Genomic DNA, 17589 nt, shown 5'->3' with positions numbered 1-17589 from the left:
AGCACGCCGCCATGACGCATATCGACATCGAACACCTCGAGCACTTCCACGGGCTGCCGGTGCACAACCCGGATCCGTCGTCCGGACCGCTCCCCGCCGCCGACTCCGTGGCCTGGCGGCTGGTGTGCGAATACGACGAGGAGACCGGTTTCGCCGACCTGTGGGAGCAGTTCCTGGAGACGGTGGACACGACCCGGGTCCGGGCGCTCGTCATCGGCCCCTGGTGGAACGACGAGTACACGCCGTTCGCCCCGGTGCTGGAGCTGATCGTCGCCCACGCGGACCGCTTCCCGGCGCTGCGCGGACTGTTCCTCGCCGATGTGGAGGGCGAGGAGTGCGAGATCTCCTGGCTGCGGATGTGCGACGTCACTCCGGTGCTCGAAGCGCTGCCGCTGCTGGAGGAGTTCGGCGTGCGCGGCTGCGGGCAGGAGGGGCTCGCGCTGCGTCCGCTGCGCCACCGGGCGCTGAAGTCGCTGCGCTTCGAGTCCGGCGGGCTGCCCGGTGAGCTGGTGCGCGCGGTCGCCGCGAGTGAGCTGCCCGCGCTGGAGCGGCTGGATCTGTGGTTCGGCAGCTCGTGGTACGGAGGCGACGCGACCGTCGAGGACGTGCGGCCGGTCCTGGCGGGCGGGCTGTTCCCCCGGCTGCGCCACCTGGGGCTGCAGAACAGCGAGATCCAGGACGAGATCGCCGCCGCCGTGGGCTCGGCGCCCGTGATCGCCCAACTGGAGTCGCTGGCGCTGTCGATGGGCACGTTGAGCGATACGGGCGGGGAGGCGCTGCTCAACGGTCAGCCGCTGAACCACCTCTCGCTGCTCGACCTGCGTCACCACTACCTCACCGAGCCGATGGTGGAGCGGATCCGGGCGGCGTGCGCGCCCGCCGTCGTCGAGGCGGGCGAGGCCGAGGAGGACTACGGGGACCCGGACGACGAACCGGAACGCTATGTCGCGGTCAGCGAGTAGCGCCGGGGGCGGTCCGGCGCCGCGTTTCGCGGTGGTCGGCAATCCGGACAACCGCCGGGTCGCCTTCTTCGAGGAGGCCGTGCGGGCCGCCGGTCTGCCGCCGGCCCGGGTGGTGCCCTGGATCCGGGTGCTGCGCGGCGAGGCGGAGTTCCGTCCCGGCGAGAGCGTTCGGCTCGATTCGCCCGGCGAGGACGCCGAGGTGGAACGGGCGCTGCGCGGGGTCGACGACCCGACCCGGGTGGAGGGTTCGGCCCGGTGGTACGCGCGCTTCACCGCGGCGGTGGAGGCGGTGGCGGGTGCGGCAGGGGGGGCGGGGGCCGAGGTGCTGGGCTCCCCCGCCGACATCGGCGTGCTCTTCGACAAGCGGCTGTGCCACGGTGTCCTCGACCGTGCCGGGGTCCCCGTGCCCGCCTCGCCGACGTCGGGCCCGGCGGCGCCCCCGGTCCGCGACTGGTCCGACGTACGCGAGCTGCTGCGCGACCACCGGATGCCGCGCGCGTTCGTGAAGCTGGCGCACGGCTCCTCCGCGTCGGGGGTGCTCGCCGTGGAGACGGCGGGGCCCGGCCGGATCCAGGCGAGCACGTCGGTGGAGCGGGACGGGTCGGGCCGGTTGTTCAACTCGTTGCGGGTGCGGCGCTACACCTCGGAGGCGGAGGTCGGCGCGGTCGTGGACGCGCTGGCGCCCGACGGGCTGCACGTCGAACGCTGGCTGCCGAAGGCGTCGCAGCGGGGGCGCGTCGCCGATCTGAGGATCGTGGTGGTCGGCGGCCGGGCGACGCACGCCGTGGTGCGCACCAGCACGAGCCCGATGACCAATCTGCATCTCGGCGGCGTGCGCGGCGACCTCGACGAGGTCCGGGCCGCCGTGGCCGCGGCCGGGGGCTGCTGGCGCGAGGCCCTGGCGATGTGCGAGCGGGCGGCGGCCTGCTTCCCGGCGACGCCCTGTGTGGGCGTCGATCTGCTGCCCGCCGTCGGCTGGCGGCGCTTCGCCGTCGGCGAGGTCAACGCCTTCGGCGATCTGCTGCCCGGACTGACCGGTCTGCCGGGCAGCGGCGCCGAGGGCCTGAACACCTATGCGGCGCAGGTCGCCGCCGTACTGGACCGAGCAAGGAACCACCGTGCAGTCACCGCTTCCTGACCCCGACCCCGCCCGCCCGGCCGACGGCTCGGGCCACCTCGACATGGGCGAGGTCGTGGGCAGCCACGATCTGCTGCTGGTCACCCTGGACACGCTGCGCCACGACGTGGCCGTCGAACTGGCGGCCGCCGGGCGCATCCCCCACCTGGCCCGGCATCTGCCCGGCGGCGTGTGGGAGGAGCGGCACGCTCCGGGCAGTTTCACCTACGCCTCGCACCAGGCGATGTTCGCGGGCTTCCTGCCGACGCCCGCGTCCCCGGGGCCCCATCCGCGGCTGTTCGCGGCGCGGTTCGCGGGCAGTGAGACGACGGCGGACGGCACGTTCGTCTTCGACACACCCGATCTGGTGTCGGGGCTGGCGGCCGAGGGCTACCGCACGGTGTGCGTCGGCGGCGTGGGTTTCTTCAACCGGCAGGGGCCGCTCGGCTCGGTGCTGCCCGGGATGTTCCAGGAGAGCCACTGGGAGCCCGGCTTCGGAGTCGCCTCGCCCACCTCGTTCGAGGAGCAGGTCGCCAGGGCCGAGGAGGTCGTCGCGGCGCTCCCGCGCGAGCAGCGGCTGTTCCTCTTCGTCAACGTCTCCGCCCTGCACCAGCCCAACTGGTTCCATCTGCCCGGTGCGACACGGGAGGCGGGCGACTCCCGTGCCACGCACGCGGCCGCCCTGGAGTACGTGGACCGGCACATCGGCCGCCTCTTCGCGGCGGCGAGCAGCCGGCGCCGCTGCTTCGCCGTCGTCTGCTCGGACCACGGCACCGCCTACGGGGACGACGGTTACACCGGCCACCGGCTCGGCCACCCGTCCGTCTGGACCGTCCCGTACGCCCACTTCTTCCTCGAACCGACCGGATCGACCGACTCGACCAAACTGACCGGACCGACCGAACAGACGGTGACCACCGAGCCGACCGGCTCCGCGAAACCGGCCGAGACGACCGGACCGGCCGATACCGCCGTACCCGCCGTACCCGTCTCACGTACCGCACCGCACGAACCGGGGGCCACCCGATGACGACGACCACGACCGCCGCCACCAGCGCCGGGGCGACCGCGCCCCCTCTCCCCGCCGTCCGGCCGTACGAGAGCTACGTCTACGCCTATCCACACAAGACGGCCTACCGGCCGCTGGAGGAACGGCCCCGGTTGCGGTCGCTCTGGGCGGCGGAACCGAAGGACGCCCTCTCGCTCTACCTCCACATACCGTTCTGCGAGGTCCGCTGCGGCTTCTGCAACCTCTTCACCCGGATCGGCGCGCCCGAGGAACTGACGACGCGCTATCTCGACGCGCTGGACCGCCAGGCCCGGTCGGTGCGCGAGGCGCTGGGCGACGAGGAGCCGGTGCGGTTCGCTGCGGCGGCGTTCGGCGGCGGGACGCCCACGTTCCTCACCGCCGGGGAGCTGGAACGGCTCTGCGACACGGCCGAGCGGCGGATGGGCGCCGACCTGCGCTCGATACCCCTGTCCGTGGAGACCTCGCCGTCCACCGCCACCGCCGACCGGCTGGCGGTCCTCGCCGACCGGGGCACGACGAGGGTCAGCATCGGCGTCCAGAGCTTCGTGGACGAGGAGGCGCGGGCCGCTGTCCGTCCGCAGCGCCGCGCCGACGTGGAGGCGGCGCTGGGCCGGATCCGCGAGGCCCGGATACCGGTGCTGAACATCGACCTCATCTACGGCATCGACGGGCAGACCGAGCGCACCTGGCTCACCTCTCTGGACGCCGCGCTGGCCTGGCGCCCGGAGGAGCTGTACCTGTATCCGCTCTATGTGCGCCCGCTCACCGGGCTGCACCGCATCGGGGCCCCGGCCGACGCGCCGGGACGGGCCGAGGAGGACGCCGCCTGGGACCGGCAGCGGCTGCGGCTGTACGCGGTGGGACGCGATCACCTCCTGGCGCACGGCTACGAGCAGGTGTCGATGCGAATGTTCCGGCGCGCCGACGCCCCCCGGGAGCAGGAGGGGCCCGAGGACTACGCCTGCCAGACCGACGGCATGATCGGACTCGGCTGCGGTGCCCGTTCGTACACCTCGGCCCTGCACTACTCCTTCGACTACGCGGTGGACATGCGGGAGATCCGGTCGATCATCGACCGTTTCACCGCCACCGAGGACTTCTCCCGGGCCGAGGTCGGCCGGTACGTCGACGCGGACGAGGCGCGCCGCCGGCATCTGCTGCAGTCGCTGCTCCAGGCGTCGGGGCTGCCGGTGGCCGACTACCGGGCCCGGTTCGGTACGGAGCCGGGCACGGACTTCCCGGCCGAGCTGGCGGGTTTCGCGGCGCGCGGCTGGCTGGACGCCTCGGCGCCGGACGGTCTGCTCCGGCTGTCCCCGTCCGGGCTCGCGCACTCCGACGCGCTGGGACCCGCGCTGTTCTCCCCCGGTGTACGGGCCGCGATGGCCGCGTACGAGCGGAAGTGACCGGGCCGTGGACCTGACGATCCTCTACCGGGGCCCGCTCGCCTCGTGCGACTACGACTGTCCGTACTGCCCGTTCGCCAAGCGGCGCGACAGCCGGGCGCAGCTGACGTCGGACCGGGCGGCGCTGGAGCGGTTCACCGGCTGGGCGGCGGAGCAGACCGACGACCGGCTGTCCGTGCTGTTCACCCCGTGGGGCGAGGGGCTGGTGCGCTCCTGGTACCGGCGGGCGCTGACCGAACTGTCGCACCTGCCGCACATCGGGCGGGTCGCGATCCAGACGAACCTGAGCGGCCGTACCGCGTGGCTGGCGGAGGCCGATCCGGAGCGGATCGCCCTCTGGTGCACGTATCACCCGGGGCAGACGCCGTACGAGCGGTTCCTGGGCAGGTGCCGGGAGCTGTCCGCGCTGGGGATCCGGTACAGCGTGGGCGTCGTGGGGTTCGACGAGCACCTCGGTGAGGCGCGGCGGCTGCGGGCGGCGCTGCCCGCGGAGGTCTACCTCTGGGTGAACGCCGCCGAGGGCCGTACGTACACCGACGAGGAGGCGGCGCGGTGGACGGAGCTGGACCCGCTGTTCCCCTACAGCCGTGATCCGCACCGTTCGGCGGGGCTGCCGTGCCGGACGGGCGAGTCGGTGATCTCGGTGGACGGTGAGGGCACGGTGCGGCGGTGCCATTTCGTCAAGGCGGAGCTGGGCAATCTGTACGACGGCAGCTACCGCCGGGCGCTCGGCCCGCGGGCCTGTCCGCTCGCCGTGTGCGACTGCCACATCGGCTATGTGCATCTGGAGTCGCTGCCGCTGTACGACGTGTTCGCCGGCGGTGTCCTGGAGCGGATACCGGCCGGCTTCGGCGCCTCGGGCGGAGCGCCGCGGGACGGGCTCGTCATGCCGGACCCGTCCCGTCGCGCGCTGCCGCTGCTGGAATCCTGAGGCCGCCCGCCGCGTGAAGGACCTCTACAGGGGCAGCAGGTCCGGGCGCTTCGCCTCGACGTGGTCGCCGGAGGACTCGCCGCGCAGTCGGCGGCCGATCCACGGCACCAGGTACTCGCGGGCCCACTGGATGTTGTCGCGCCGCGTGTCGTAGGGGGTGCGCTGGGCCTGCGGCGGCCAGGGCTGGTCGGGGTCGGCGGGCACCTGGTGGCCGAGGACCTGGGCGGCGCGCAGGGCGACGCGGGTGTGGCCCTCGGGCGACAGGTGCAGCCGGTCGGCGTCCCAGGCGCGCCGGTCCTGGACGGAGCGCAGCGACCACAGGTCGAGCACCGGGCACCGGTAGCGGTCGGCGATGGCCCGCAGGTGGACGTTGTACGTGGCGATCTTGCCGCGCATGTGGCGCAGGACCGGGACGCCCCGGGTGTCGAAGCCGGTGGTGACCATGACCGTGCCGACGGCGTCGCTCAGTTCGGCGACCGCCCGCTCGTAGCGCTCGGCGAGGTCGTCGGGGTCGGTGCCCGGCCGGATGATGTCGTTGCCGCCGGCGCAGAAGCTGACCAGGTCGGGGGCCAGCTCCTTGGCCCGGGGCACCTGCTCCGCCACGATCTGGTCGAGGAGGCGTCCGCGTACGGCGAGATTGGCGTAGCGGAAGTTCCCGTGCGGGGAGTCGTCGGGGCCGGCCGACGTTTCGGGGGCGGGGAGCCGGTCCGCGAGGAGTACCGCGAAACGGTCCGCCCAGCCGACGAAGGCCCCGTCCGGTCCGGGGTCGCCGACGCCCTCGGTGAAACTGTCGCCGATCGCCGCGTACGACCCGATGGTGTGCTGCTGGTTGTTTCTCGAATCGTCTGCCACAACCACGTATCCTGCACCGTTCGATGTGACCTACGCGACCGTAATATGGGGTTGACGGGTGGTGAGATAGACCACCCGGTCAGTTTTTGGTAAAGACGGAATAAGCGAGGGGCGATGTGCTGACGGCACATCGCCCCTCGCTCACTCCTTCCCGCGCCGGATCAGACGGAGACGCCGTGCTGACGCAGGTACGCGATCGGGTCGACGTCAGAGCCGTAGCTCGGGCCGGTGCGGACCTCGAAATGCAGGTGCGGTCCGGTGGAGTTGCCGGTGGAGCCGGAGAGGCCGATCTGCTGGCCGCCCGTGACGGTCTGGCCGACGGAGACGTTCAGCGAGGACTGGTGGGCGTACTGGGAGTACATGCCGTCCTCGTGCTTGATGACGACCTCGTTGCCGTAGGACCCGCTGTTGCCGGCCGAGACCACGGTGCCCGGGCCGATGGCCAGGACGGGGGTGCCGGAGGCGGCCTGGAAGTCCGAGCCGGTGTGGTAGCCGCTGGACCAGCTGGCGCCCGAAGCGCGGTACTGGGTGGTGACGTTGGGGTTGGCCAGCGGGGCGGACCAGCCGGAGCCGGTGGCCTCGGAGGAACCGGTCTGCGCGGACTTCTCCGAGCCCTCGGAGTCGTCGGCGGAGATCGTGTCGCCCTTGGGCGCCTGCTTCGGCGCGGCCTTCGGGGCCGGGGCCGCCTTCTTCGGGGCGGCCTCGGGGGCGGCGGACTTTTCGGCCGGGGCGGAGCCCTTGGCGCCGAGGGTCAGCTTCATGCCCGGGTGGATCAGGCTGGGGTCGCCGCCGACGGTGGAGCGGTTGTCCTGGTAGAGCTTCTCCCAGCCGCCCTTGATCTTGTGCTCGGCGGCGATCTTCGACAGGTAGTCGCCGGAGACGACGGAGTACGTCTTCGGGGCGGCCTTCGCCGGGGCGGCGGCCGGCGCGGTGTGCGCGGCGGCCACCGAGGCGGCGGCGGGCTTCGCGGCCGGGGCGGCCTGGTCCGCCGCGTTGGCGGCGGTGGCGCCGATCAGCGGGAGGGCGAGTACGGCGCCTCCGGTCCCGGCGGCGAGGACGCCGCGGGAGATCGGGCCGGACTTCGGACGGCGGTGCTTACCCTTTGCGGGCATGGGGAATTCCTCTCCGGCGCCTGCGAGGTGAGCTGTCGGGTTCGGGCTGGAGATGCCCGGTCGCGTTGCGGCGACTTCACCCCGAGCCGGCCCGGATCACTCCGGTCCGGCGGCTTACCTGGTTCCCCCGCTCCTGCCACGTCTGTGTGGATGGGTGCGAATTCCGGGCGGCGGCAGGATTAGGCGGTCCGTCCGGATTGACGGTGACCGTAAACCGGCCGGGACGAGCGGAACAAGCCATCGGTTGCGCACCGGAATCATCGATTCGGCATCGCCCGGCATTTCCCGTGACACTCCGTGGATTACGGATCTTGAATTTCCGCGCGAGCCATGGGAATACCCCTGGGCGCGTTCACCACGGACCGTCACGAATATGATCCCGCTCACCCCCGCATTCCCATCTCCCCCATTAGCGGGGCATGTTCTGCGAAATGCACCAATACGGACATGGGGTGCGCGGAACCACTGACGCGGGATCAGTTCCGGCGTTCGCGGCCCTCCTCACCGGGGTGCTCGACCGTGATGATTTCCGGGGGAATCGATGTCGTATCGTCACGGGAGCGCCCTCGCCGGCGAGCCGCGCCGGCGCCAGAGATCCCAGGAGCCCCCGTGACGCAGCAGGTGCCGCAGGTCCCGCCGACAGAGACCGTGCTGGCCGGAGTCCGCAACTTCCGCGACGTGGGCGGGCTGCCCACCACGGACGGGCGGCGCACCGCCTTCGGCCGCCTCTACCGCAGCGGCCACCTGGCGCACGCCACCGCCGAGGACGCGGCCTTCCTCGGCGGGCTGGGACTGCACACGATCTTCGACTTCCGCCACTCGGCCGACCACCGGCTCGACGGGTACGACGTGGAGCTGGCCGGTGTCCGCAACATCAGCATTCCGCTCTCGGACCCGGCCGACGGCGCGGAGTTCTGGCGGCTGGTGGGCGACGGGAACATCGAGCAGCTCCGCTCGGTCCTGGCGGACGGCCAGGGGGTGGACCGCATGCTCCGGATGTACCGCGCGACGATCGAGGAGCGCACCGCCGAGCACAGCCGGGTCCTGCACGCCCTGGCCGAGGACAGCGTGCCGGCGCTGATGCACTGTGCGGCGGGCAAGGACCGGGCCGGCCTCTCGATCGCGGTCGCCCTACTGGCGGTCGACGTCGAGAAGGAGGCGATCGAGGAGGACTACCTCAAGTCCAACGACCTCCACCGCCGCTATGCCGTCAAGCGCTCCGACACCACCGAGGCCGGCATGTCGCCCGAGGTCCTGGAGCTGCTGGACCCGCTCTTCGGAGCGCGGCCCGCCTATCTCGCCGCGGCCTTCGCGGCCATCGAGGAGAACTGGGGCACGACGGACCGCTACCTGTCCGAGGGCCTGGGCGTCTCCCCGGAGACCCGGGACCGGCTGCGCGAGCGCCTGCTCGACCGGGGCTGACCGCTCCGGCGGCGGCCCGCCCTCACTTGCTCCCGGCCACCACGAACAGCACGTAGAGGAAGGCGGCCACGACATGGCCCGCCACCAGATAGGCGAAGAGCCGGATGACGAGGCCGCGCGGCATCCGCTTCTCCTGCGGGTCCTCACCGACCCGGCGTCCGGGGCCCAGCGGGTCGTAGTGTTCGGAATCGGACATGACGGTCCTCTCTGTCGGCCTCACGGCCGGTGGAGTGAAGGGCGGACCCGGCGTATGGCGCCGGTCAGCGCGCGTGGAGTCCGCTGCCGAGGCAGAGCTCGGCGGCGGGGCTCTGCAGCAGCGAGTGGACGAAGAGCAGCTCCGCGCCGCAACGGTCGACCGCCGCGATCCGGTGCGGGGTGAGCGAGTCGAAATGGGCGCTGTCACCGGGACCGAGGTCGTGGACGGTGTCGCCGAGCCCGACCCGCAGTCGGCCCTCCAGGACGTACAGCCACTCCTCCCCCGGGTGGACCCGGACCAGGTCGCCCTGGGCCCCGTACGGGACGCGTACCCGCAAAGCCTGCATCGCGCGGCCGGAGCCGCCGGCCTGCCGGTACATCCAGCCGTCGGCCTCCGTCCCCTCGAAGGCGCCGCCGCGCACGATCGCGTCACGTTCGGGTGGCTGCTCGCCGAGAAGTTCGGAGACCGTCGTACCGTAGATGCGGGCGAGCCCGAGCAGCATGGGCAGCGAGGGCTGCCTGCGGCCGGTCTCCAGCCGGGAGAGATGGGCCGGGGAGAGCCCGGCCCGGCCGGCCGCGGTCTCCAGGGTGAGACCGCGGGCGCGGCGCAGGTCGCGCAGGCGGGGGGCGACGCCGGGGAGCTCGTCCGGCGCCCCTTCGTCCGGAGGGTTCATGGAACCATTGGGCCAGGATCTTTCCCCAGAGGCAAATAACTTGCCTCAGAGGTAAACCCTGGGGCTCTATCCCCCCGGCTCAGCGGTGGGCCATCGCCTGTCTGACGAGGGTCCGGCCGAAGTCCCACATCAGTCCGCCCCCGCTGTGCGCGTCGTCCATGACGGAGGTGAACGCCGTCACGAAGCGGTCCACCTCCGCGTCCCCGATGATCAGGGGCGGGATCAGCTTGATCACTTCCAGGTGGTCGCCGGAGACCTGGGTGAGGATGCGGTGATTCTGGAGCAGCGGCACCACGACCATCTGGGCGAAGAGCCCCTTGCGGGCCGCTTGGAGCATGGTCCAGCGGCTGCGCAGCTTCAGTGACGAGGGCCGGCCGAACTCGATGCCGATCATCAGCCCTCGGCCGCGGACCTCGTGCAGCAGCTCGTAGCGGTCCACCAGGGCGGCGAGGCGCTCGCGCAGCAGGTCCCCGGTGCGGCGGGCGTTCGCGGTGATCTCCTCGTCCTCCATGACCGCGAGGACGGCGAGCCCGGCCGCCATCGCCTGGGCGTTGGAGCCGAAGCTCGCCGAGTGGACGAGGACCCGGTCCATCGAGGAGTAGACCTTCCGGAAGATCCAGTCCTTGCCGAGGGTCGCGCCGACCGGCACATAGCCGCCGGAGAGCGCCTTGGCCACGCACACCAGGTCGGGCTCCACGCCCTCCTCGTGCTGGTAGGCGTAGAAGTCCCCGGTCCGGCCCAGGCCGGTCTGCACCTCGTCGGCGATCAGCAGCGCCTTGTACCGGTGCAGCAGCTCCTGGGCCGCGCGCAGATAGCCGGGTGGAGCCGCGTGCACGCCCTTGCCCTGGATCGGCTCGACGACCAGCGCCGCCACGTCCCCCCGCTTCAGCTCCCGGCGCAGCGCGTCCAGGTCACCGAGGGGTACGGCCGTGTCGGGCAGCAGCGGGGCGAAGCCGTCGCGGAAGCCGCGTTCCCCGTTCACGGACAGGGAGCCGGTGGTCAGACCGTGGAAGGCGTGGTCGCAGTAGAGGACGCGGGGCTTCCCGGTGGCGTACCGCGCGAACTTCAGGGCCGTCTCGACCGCCTCCGTGCCGCTGTTCCCGAAGAAGACCCGGTCCAGGTGCGGACTGTGGGCGAGCAGCCTCTCGGCGAGCAGGCCGGGCAGCGGCTGGCAGTCGAAGCGGGTGAGGTCGGCGAGCCGGGCGTCGAGCACGTCGTGCAGGGCCCGGCGGACGACGGGGTGGTGGCGGCCCAGGCCCATGACGCCGAACCCGGCGAGCATGTCGAGGTAGTCGTCGCCGTCCGCGTCCCAGAAGTACGCGCCCTCGGCACGCTCGTAGACCTTGTCGAAGCCGAGGGTGTGCAGCATGCGCGGCAGCTGGTGGTTGAGGTGGCGCGTGTGCAGGTCGTACCGCTCGGCCCCGCGCTCGGCGAGGAGCCGCGCCAAGTCGAAACCCCGGTTTCCGCCGTCCGTCATCGCCCGCTCGTCTCCTTCGTCTGCGCCGCCGTACGGCTTCTGTCCCGTGGAGCCGTACGGGTCCGGCCGCCCCGGGGAAGCCGGGACGGCCGGACCCGCCGCTTCGGTCACCGGGTCACCGGTTGCTGCTGACGGTCTCCCGCGCCGCGCGCAGGGACTCCTTGAGCGATCCCATGGTGGCCAGCACCGCCGTGGGTTCGTAGCCGCAGTGCGCCATGCAGTTGGCGCAGCGCGGGTCCTTGCCCCGGCCGTACTTCTCCCAGTCGGTCTCCTCGATGAGCTGGCGGTACGTGGGGACGTAGCCGTCGCTCATCAGGTAGCAGGGGCGCTGCCAGCCGAAGAGGGAGTAGTTGGGGATCGCCCAGGCGGTGCACGGGAAGTCCGCCTTGCCCTCCAGGAAGTCGAGGAAGAGCGGCGAGTGGTTGAGCCGCCACCGGGCCCGGTTGCCGCCCGCGAACGCCTTCTTGAACAGTTCGCGGGTCTGCTCGACGCCGAGGAAGTGCTCCTGGTCGGGGGCCTTCTCGTAGGCGTAGGCGGGCGAGATCATCATCTCGTCGACGTGCAGGTCGTCGTTGAGGTAGTTCAGGACCTCAATGATGGTCTGCGGGGTGTCGGTGTTGAAGAAGGTGGAGTTCGTGGTGACGCGGAAGCCGCGCCGCTTGGCCTCCTTCATCGCGGCGACGGCCTCGTCGAACACGCCTTCCTTGGCGACGGACTCGTCGTGCCGCTCCCGCAGTCCGTCGATGTGCACCGCGAAGGCGAAGTACGGGGACGGCGTGAACTTGTCGAGCTTCTTGCGCATCAGCATCGCGTTGGTGCAGAGGAAGACGTATTTCTTCCGTGCGACGAGCTGGCGCACGATCTCGTCGATCTGCGGGTGCATCAGCGGCTCGCCGCCGGCGATGGAGACCATGGGGGCCCCGGATTCGAGCACCGCGCCCACCGCCTGGGCGACCGGCATGCGCTGCTTCAGGACACCGGCCGGGTGCTGGATCTTCCCGCAGCCCTCGCACGCGAGGTTGCAGGCGAACAACGGCTCCAGCTCGACGATCAGCGGGAACTTCTCACGCTTGCGGAGCTTCTGTTCGAAGAGATACGTCGCGACCTTGATGGACTGACGGAGCGGCATGGCCATCTGGCTCACCTCCTGGGGAGCGTTGAGGATCGGTGCCATTCGTGGAAAGCCGGTAGGACGGCACGAAGAACGATGAACGCCGATATTCCACCGCGTACGGTGCCGATGCGGACGAGCTCATGCTCTGGAGCGTCCACGACCACCCGGACGGCCGCAACCGGGCGCGGTCCGTGGCACAGGGCGGTCCGCAGTGTCGCGGCGGACTCCATGTCGACGGCGATCGCCCCGCCCGCCCGCAGCTCGGCCCGCTCGGGGCCCCGGACGACGTGGTCGGAGCCGGTGAGCGGGCCGGTGTGGACCCTGCGGCCGGGGAGGGCGCGGGACAGGGCGGCGACCAGGACGCCGGTGCCCGTGCAGGGGGTGGTGCCGTCGGGGTCCCGGGTCTCCTCGGCGACGACGAGGTCGCCCGGGTGCATGCCCGGGGCGAGGCCCGCGCAGAAGCCGGAGGCGATCACGGCGGCGTCGGGCGCCCCGCCGGGGCGGGCCAGGGCCCGTGCCACGGCCGCCTCGGCCGCCCGGGGGCCCATCCCCGTCCGCAGCACGCGGACCGGGCCGGCGGCGCCCCGCCCGCTGCGCAGCGCCACCTGTTCGATACCGAGGGCACAGGCGATCAGCAGTGGTGTCCCGGCGCTCGCGGGGCCTCGCGGACGGCCCATCAGGCCCCCTCGACGGCGTCCGCGCGGTCGGCGAACGGGTCTCCGTGCACGAAGCGCCCGAGTGCGGTGAGGGGGAAGACCTGGCGGTAGAGGTGGTAGTTGATGGAGAAGTCCCAGGGGAAGCCGGTGCCGGTGAAGTAGGGCTCGTCCCAGGAGCCGTCGGCCCGCTGCGCCTCGGTCAGCCACCGGACGCCCCGGGCCACGGACGGGGTGTCCCGGCGGCCCGCGGCGAGGAGGGCGAGGAGCGCCCAGGCGGTCTGCGAAGCGGTGGACTCGCCGTGCCCGATCCACTTCTCCTCCTGGTAGGAGCGCAGGTCCTCGCCCCAGCCGCCGTCGTCGTTCTGGACGGACTCCAGCCAGGACACGGCCCTGCGGACGGCGGGATGCCCCGCGGGCAGTCCGGCGGCGATCAGGGCGGGCACCACGGCCCCGGTGCCGTAGACGTAGTTGACGCCCCAGCGGCCGAACCAGGCGCCGCACGCCTCCTGTTCGGCGAGCAGCCACTCGATGCCCTCGCGGGTACGGGGGTGACGCGCGAGCCCCTCGACGGCGAGCATCTCCACGACGTGGCCGGTGACGTCGGCCGAGGGCGGGTCGATGACCTCGCCGAAGTCGCAGAACGGGAGGCGGTTGGGGAGGCCGCTGGTGTTGTCGGCGTCGAACGCGCCCCAGGCCCCGTTGCGGGACTGCATCCCGAGGTTCCAGCGGACCCCGCGGGCGATGGCGGCCTCCACCCGGGCGGGGTCGGGGTGGCGCACCCGGCGCAGCGCCAGGACGACTTCGGCGGTGTCGTCGATGTCCGGGTAGTTGTCGTTGTGGAACTCGAACGCCCAGCCTCCGGGGGCGAGTTCGGGCTTGCGCACCGACCAGTCGCCGGGCCGGGTGATCTCCTCGGCCAGCATCCAGTCGGCGGCCTTCACCAGCGCGGGGTGATCGGGTCTGAGTCCGGCGTCGGCCAGCGCGATGGTGGCCAGGCAGGTGTCCCAGACGGGCGACTGGCACGCCTCGACCATACGGGCGCCGTCCTCGCGCCGGACGGCGAACCGGTCCAGGGAGTCCAGACCTGCCTTCATCACCGGGTGGTCGAGGTCGTAGCCGAGCAGGTGCAGGGCGATGATGGAGTACACGGCGGGCGGCTGGATCCCGCCCCAGCAGCCGTCGTTCTCCTGGCGCTCGATGATCCACCGGGCGGCCACGTTCATGGCGATACGGCGCAGGGGGCGCGGGGCGACCTTGTGGTAGAGGTGCAGTCCCTTGTCGAGGCGCTGGAAGAGCCCGTCCCAACTGGTGGGCGGGGCGAGCTTCCTGGGCGGGCTGGGGTGGTCCGGGTCGGTGTGCAGTTCGTCCAGGGCGAAGGGCGCGGGGCGCACCGGGCGCTTCGCGGAGACGATGGTGAGCGGCACGATGGTCTGCCGGGCCCAGCAGCCGAAGTCGTAGATGTTCAGCGGCACCCAGGTGGGGAGGAACATCAGCTCGGGCGGGAGTTCGGGCAGGTCGTCCCACTTCCACCAGCCGAACAGGGCGAGCCAGATGCGGGTGAAGACGCGGGCCGCGGCGATGCCGCCCTGCTCCCGGATCCAGCCGGCGGCGCGGGCCATGTGCGGTTCGTCGGGGCGGTCCCCGGCCAGCCGCAGGGCGACGTACGCCTCGATGGTCGCGGAGAGGTCGGAGGGCCCGCCGTAGAAGGTGTTCCAGGTGCCGTCGCCGAGTTGTTCGCCGCGGATGAAGAGGGCCGCCGCCCGGGTCGTGTCCGCGTCCTGGATTCCGAGGAACTGGCGCAGGAGCAGGTCCTCGGCGTCCATCGTGACGTTGGTGGCGAGGTCACCCTTCCACCAGCCCTGCTCGTCCTGCCGGCCCAGGAGGTGCTCGATCGAGCGTTCCGCGGCCCGTCGCGCGGCGGCGGTGACGTCGTCCACGCTGGTCGTCGTGTCGGTCGGACCGTGGGCCGTGGCCCTGGCGGGGTTCGCGGCCCCGGTCGATCCGTCGGTCGTCGCTGTCATGAGCTTCCCCTTACGTGCAGTCGGTTCTCTGCTGTGCTGGGGTCACCGTCGGCCGGCGCCCGGTGAGGGGCGCCGGCCGGCGACTGCGAGTCATATGCGAAGCGCGGTCATCTCTTGCGTACCACCACGAAGTCGGCGAGCTCGGTCAGCTGCTCGCGCACCCGGTGCGGCATGTCGACGGCGTGCAGCGCCTCGATGGCGACCGCGTGCTGACGACGGGCTTCCTGGGCGGTCCACTCGCGGCCGCCCGCCTCCTCGATGAGCGCCGCCCGGGCGGCGAACTCCTCCTCGGAGAAGCTGTCGAAGTCGTTGCTCTTGGCGTCGGCGGCGAGCAGTTCGCCCAGCCGCTCGGACGCCTCGCCTCCGGCGGCGAGCGCCGCGACGACGGGCAGGGACTTCTTGCGCTGGCGCAGGTCGCTCCAGGTCTGCTTGCCGGTGGACTCCGGGTCGCCCCAGATGCCCAGCAGGTCGTCGACGGCCTGGAAGGCGAGACCGAGGTGGTAGCCGTACGCCTCCAGGGTGTCGGCGGTGCGGTCGTCGGCGCCGCCGAGGACCGCACCGATGGAGACCGCGCAGGCCAGCAGGGCGCCGGTCTTGTTGCCCTCCATCTCCAGGCACTCCTCGACGGTGACCCGCTCGCGGTGCTCGTAGGAGATGTCCTGGGCCTGGCCGTCGATGAGCTTGCGGCTGGCGGTCGTCAGCCGGCGGGCGGCGCGGCCCGCCTCGACGGTGCCGAGCTCCAGCAGCAGGTCGTAGGCGAGGGCGAAGAGCGCGTCGCCGACCAGGATCGCCTGGGCGGGGCCGTGCACCTTCCAGACGGTGTCGCGGTGACGGCGCTGCTCGTCGCCGTCCATCAGGTCGTCGTGCAGCAGTGAGAAGTTGTGCACGAGTTCGACGGCCACCGCGCCGGGGATGCCGGCTTCGGCGGGGGCGCCCGCCGCCTCGGCGGACAGCAGCGCGAGCGCGGGGCGCACGGCCTTGCCGCCGTCGCCGTCCGAAGGCCGCCCGTCGGCGTCGATCCAGCCGAAGTGGTAGGCGGCGACGGTGTCCATGGGCGGCGCGAGCCGGTCCACGGCAGCCCGCAGGACCGGCGCTGACAGGGCTCGTCCGCGCTCCAGAAGCGCGGTGACGTCCGTGGTGTCCGCCACGGTGTCGACAGCCGGATTCGCCGGGGTCACAGACTCTCCTCTTGTTCCGGTGGTACTGCTCATGCCGCCTCCTGCAGCGGATGTCCTGGGGGGCGGCCGAGGTCGTGGAGGGCCGCGTCGGCGGCGGCGGCGCCGCTGCGCACGGCGCCCTCCATCGTCGCGGGCCAGCCGGTGTCGGTCCAGGCCCCCGCAAGCTGGAGGCCGGGCAGCCGGGTGCGGGGGCCGGGGCGCAGCCGTCCGACGCCCGGGGCGGGCGCGAAGGTGGCGGTGCGCTCCCGGGTGACGAAGAAGTCCCGGACGCCCGCGCCGCGCGCGGCGGGCAGCAGCCGCTCCAGCTCGGGCAGGTAGCGGGCGCGCAGGTCGGCGACGGGCAGGTCGATCTCGTCCTGGGCGGCCGACTGCGAGACGGCCACGTACTGGCCGGGGCCGGTGAGGCCCGAGGAGTGGGTGCGGTCGAAGACCCACTGGACCGGGGAGCCGATCGCGGCGAAGAAGGGCCTGCGCAGCACCTTGCGGTCGTAGACGACGTGCACGTTGAGGATGGGCGCGCTGTCGATGTCGAGCAGCAGTTCGGGCTCGTCGAGCGCGCCCGCGGGGAGCAGGTCGTGGGTCTCGGTCTGCGGCACGGCGAGCACGACGGTGTCGGCGGTGATCCGCTCCCCCGCGCTCTCCACGGTCCAGCGGCCGTCCTCGCCGCGGGTGACGGAACCCGCCTTGGCGCGCAGCTCGGTGCGGACGCCCGCGGTGTCCAGCGCCTTGCGAGTGAGGGTGTCGTGGAGGTCGCCGAGCGGTACGGCGGCCCAGCCGATGTCGGCGGCGCCGGGCTCGGAGAGCAGACCGGTCTTGAAGACCTTCGCCGCGAGCGCCATGGAGGCGTTCGGGGCGGTGGCGTTCAGGGTGGCGACGCCGACGAGGTCCCAGAGGGCTTCGACGGCCCGCTCGGACTGGCCGTTGCGCCGCAGCCAGGTGGCGAAGTCGATCCGGTCCAGCTCGGGGTCGGCGGGGTCCAGCCGGGCGAGGGCGAGGGCGGCCCGGCCCACGGCGGCCTTCTCGGCGAGCGAGAGGTGCGGATAGGCGGCGAGCCCCCCGGCCAGGTGCAGCGGGACGGGCAGGGAGGTGCGGCGCAGCCGTCCGAGGCGGGGTCCGGCGGCCCGGCCGACGTCCAGCACGGGCACGTCGAGGCGGTCCTGGAGCGGGGCCAGGTGCGCGCCGTCGATCCGGTCGAGGAACCAGCGGTAGCCGGTGCAGCAGCGCAGGTAGACGTGCTGGCCGTTGTCGACGGTCAGGTCGCCGCGCTGGAAGGAGAAGGCGAGGCCGCCGAGGCGGGGACGGCCCTCCAGGAGGGTGACGTCGAGTCCGGCGTCGGCGAGGCGGAGGGCCGCGGTGGTGCCGGCGAGGCCGCCGCCGACGACGACGGCGGTCGGGCGCGCGCTCTCGTCGCTCATGCCTGCCCCTCTCGCCGGGTGGTGGCCGGG

Annotated in this window: 15 protein-coding genes, 1 pseudogene and 1 riboswitch; of the genes and pseudogenes, 6 read left to right on the top strand and 10 right to left on the bottom strand. The window is 72.5% G+C overall.

The features are described from left to right. Positions 1-11: 11 nt before the first annotated feature. The 5 genes and pseudogenes from IF19_RS0104020 to IF19_RS0104000 all read left to right on the top strand — a co-directional run bounded on the left by IF19_RS0104020 (position 12) and on the right by IF19_RS0104000 (position 5443). A complete protein-coding gene (locus IF19_RS0104020) occupies positions 12-962 on the top strand; it encodes an STM4015 family protein (protein WP_030114001.1) in 951 nt (316 codons plus the stop codon). Continuing rightward, positions 943-2100: an STM4014 family protein gene (locus IF19_RS0104015; RefSeq protein WP_030114000.1), complete on the top strand. Its 1158-nt coding sequence runs from the start codon at positions 943-945 to the stop codon at positions 2098-2100. The genes IF19_RS0104020 and IF19_RS0104015 overlap by 20 nt, the downstream gene beginning before the upstream one ends. Before the next feature lie 43 nt (positions 2101-2143). Next, positions 2144-2950, top strand: a pseudogene (locus IF19_RS0104010) (STM4013/SEN3800 family hydrolase); the annotation flags it as partial. A 155-nt stretch (positions 2951-3105) separates the two neighbouring features. Further along, positions 3106-4512, top strand: a complete 1407-nt coding sequence (locus IF19_RS0104005; RefSeq protein ID WP_030113997.1) for an STM4012 family radical SAM protein — start codon at positions 3106-3108, stop codon at positions 4510-4512. Between the two features lie 7 nt (positions 4513-4519). Next, positions 4520-5443 (top strand): STM4011 family radical SAM protein, encoded by a 924-nt coding sequence (locus tag IF19_RS0104000; RefSeq protein ID WP_030113996.1) that lies wholly within the window; start codon positions 4520-4522, stop codon positions 5441-5443. A 24-nt stretch (positions 5444-5467) separates the two neighbouring features. On the opposite strand, the gene IF19_RS0103995 is transcribed toward IF19_RS0104000, so the two are convergent. Both IF19_RS0103995 and IF19_RS0103990 read right to left on the bottom strand, forming a co-directional pair. Further along, positions 5468-6295: an SGNH/GDSL hydrolase family protein gene (locus IF19_RS0103995; RefSeq protein ID WP_030113995.1), complete on the bottom strand. Its 828-nt coding sequence runs from the start codon at positions 6293-6295 to the stop codon at positions 5468-5470. A 161-nt stretch (positions 6296-6456) separates the two neighbouring features. Next, positions 6457-7407 (bottom strand): LysM peptidoglycan-binding domain-containing M23 family metallopeptidase, encoded by a 951-nt coding sequence (locus IF19_RS0103990; RefSeq protein ID WP_030275950.1) that lies wholly within the window; start codon positions 7405-7407, stop codon positions 6457-6459. A 4-nt stretch (positions 7408-7411) separates the two neighbouring features. Next, a riboswitch (cyclic di-AMP (ydaO/yuaA leader) is annotated at positions 7412-7574 on the bottom strand. A 442-nt stretch (positions 7575-8016) separates the two neighbouring features. On the opposite strand from IF19_RS0103990, the gene IF19_RS0103985 reads away from it, so the two are divergent. Continuing rightward, complete coding sequence (locus IF19_RS0103985) at positions 8017-8829, top strand: tyrosine-protein phosphatase (RefSeq protein ID WP_030113992.1); 813 nt, start codon at positions 8017-8019, stop codon at positions 8827-8829. 22 nt (positions 8830-8851) lie between these two features. On the opposite strand, the gene IF19_RS1000000137545 is transcribed toward IF19_RS0103985, so the two are convergent. The 8 genes from IF19_RS1000000137545 to hpnE form a co-directional block, all read right to left on the bottom strand. Next, complete coding sequence (locus IF19_RS1000000137545) at positions 8852-9025, bottom strand: DUF6126 family protein (protein ID WP_167345045.1); 174 nt, start codon at positions 9023-9025, stop codon at positions 8852-8854. A 64-nt stretch (positions 9026-9089) separates the two neighbouring features. Further along, positions 9090-9698: a helix-turn-helix domain-containing protein gene (locus IF19_RS0103975; protein WP_030113991.1), complete on the bottom strand. Its 609-nt coding sequence runs from the start codon at positions 9696-9698 to the stop codon at positions 9090-9092. Between the two features lie 79 nt (positions 9699-9777). Beyond that, positions 9778-11175, bottom strand: coding sequence for an aspartate aminotransferase family protein (locus IF19_RS0103970; RefSeq protein WP_030113990.1), 1398 nt, complete (start codon positions 11173-11175; stop codon positions 9778-9780). A gap of 115 nt (positions 11176-11290) precedes the next feature. Then, positions 11291-12310 (bottom strand): adenosyl-hopene transferase HpnH, encoded by a 1020-nt coding sequence (hpnH, locus tag IF19_RS0103965; protein WP_030113989.1) that lies wholly within the window; start codon positions 12308-12310, stop codon positions 11291-11293. Between the two features lie 5 nt (positions 12311-12315). Beyond that, entirely contained in the window at positions 12316-12966 is a 651-nt protein-coding gene (locus IF19_RS0103960) for a phosphorylase family protein (protein WP_030113988.1), read from the bottom strand. Then, positions 12966-14966, bottom strand: a complete 2001-nt coding sequence (gene shc, locus IF19_RS0103955) for a squalene--hopene cyclase (RefSeq protein WP_030113987.1) — start codon at positions 14964-14966, stop codon at positions 12966-12968. Before shc ends, IF19_RS0103960 begins: the two co-directional genes overlap by 1 nt. Before the next feature lie 107 nt (positions 14967-15073). Beyond that, entirely contained in the window at positions 15074-16177 is a 1104-nt protein-coding gene (locus IF19_RS0103950; protein WP_030191040.1) for a polyprenyl synthetase family protein, read from the bottom strand. Then, positions 16174-17559 carry a hydroxysqualene dehydroxylase HpnE gene (gene hpnE, locus IF19_RS0103945; protein ID WP_030275947.1) on the bottom strand — a complete coding sequence of 462 codons (1386 nt, stop codon included), beginning with the start codon at positions 17557-17559 and terminating at the stop codon, positions 16174-16176. The genes IF19_RS0103950 and hpnE overlap by 4 nt, the downstream gene beginning before the upstream one ends. Positions 17560-17589: the final 30 nt, after the last annotated feature.

Source organism: Streptomyces californicus, from assembly GCF_000717645.1.
GTDB lineage: Bacteria > Actinomycetota > Actinomycetes > Streptomycetales > Streptomycetaceae > Streptomyces > Streptomyces californicus.
Note: the sequence above shows the minus strand (reverse complement) of the source record. Positions and strands in the feature narration are given on the sequence as shown.